The following is a 1,254-nucleotide window of genomic DNA, read 5'->3' as shown; positions in this document are numbered from 1 at the left end:
GCGCCGCCTGGTCCCCAACTGCCGAAGCAGTGCTAGTGGCCTGAGTTGGAAGTCTGCTTGCGGTTTGATGCGGTCAACGCGACGGTGGTGTGCCCGGTGAGAGGAGGCGCGCCATGTCCCGCGGGCCGAAAGCCGTGCCGCTGGAGTTGTCGGAGGCCGAGCTGACCGAGTTGCGGCGCCTGCTGCGCCGGCGCGGCGTGGGCCAAGCCCTGGCCCAGCGCATTCGAGTCGTGCTGGCGTGCGCCGAGCCGGGCGCGACCAACCGCGGGGTGGCCGAGGCCCTTGGCGTGAGCCGGCAGACGGTGGCGACTTGGCGCGGGCGCTTCGCCGAGCGCCGCCTGGAGGGGCTGGTGGATGCGCCGCGTTCCGGGGCGCCGCGGACCATCGGCGACGCGGCGGTCGAGCGCTTGGTCGCCCTGACGCTGGAGGAGGCGCCGCGCAACGCCACGCACTGGAGCACGCGCGCCATGGCGCGCCGGACCGGCATGAGCCAGACCGCGGTGTCCCGCGTCTGGCGTGCCTTCGGCCTGCGCCCGCACCGGGCGGAGACCTTCAAGCTGTCCTCCGACCCGGCCTTCGTGGAGAAGGTGCGCGACGTGGTCGGGCTCTACCTCGCCCCGCCCGATCGCGCCCTCGTGCTGTGCGTGGACGAGAAGCCGCAGATTCAGGCGGCGCAAGGCACCGCGCCGCCGTTCCCCCTGCGGCCGGGCCAGGCCGAGCGGCGCACCCACGGTTACCGCCGGCACGGCACGGTCGATCTGTTTGCCGCGCTGGACGTGAAGGCGGGCACGGTGATCGGCGCTTGCAAGGGGCGCCGCCGGGCGGTGGAGTTCCGCGCCTTCCTGGACCAGGTCGAGGCGGCGGTGCCCGCCGACCTCGACGTGCACCTGGTGCTGGACAACCTGAAGACCCACAAGACGCGCCTCGTGCACGAGTGGCTGGTCAAGCGGCCGCGCTTCCATCTGCACTTCACGCCGACCTCGGCGTCCTGGCTCAACCTCGTCGAGTGCTGGTTCGCGCTGCTGAGCCGCCGGCGCCTCCAGCGCGGCGCCTTCACCGGCACCGACGACCTCGAGGCGGCGATCCTCGCTTACATCGCCGAAACCAACGCCGATCCGAAGCCGTTCATCTGGACCAAGACCGCCGACGACATCCTCGCCAGCGTCGCCCGTTTCTGCCAACGCACTTCCAACTCAGCCCACTAAGAGGAACTGACACAACCGGTCCGTCGTTCGGCGGGGCATGGCGGCGCCG

1 protein-coding gene is annotated in these 1,254 nt (G+C 71.9%); it reads left to right on the top strand.

Features of this window, described 5'->3' with window-relative positions; all coding sequences use genetic code 11:
- Positions 1–113 precede the first annotated feature (113 nt).
- Entirely contained in the window at positions 114–1,205 is a 1,092-nt protein-coding gene (locus ABD067_RS15835; protein ID WP_343896316.1) for an IS630 family transposase, read from the top strand.
- Positions 1,206–1,254: the final 49 nt, after the last annotated feature.

Source organism: Craurococcus roseus, from assembly GCF_039523795.1.
GTDB lineage: Bacteria > Pseudomonadota > Alphaproteobacteria > Acetobacterales > Acetobacteraceae > Craurococcus > Craurococcus roseus.
The sequence above is the reverse complement of the archived record's forward strand: the minus strand, read 5'-3'. Positions and strand labels throughout refer to the sequence as shown.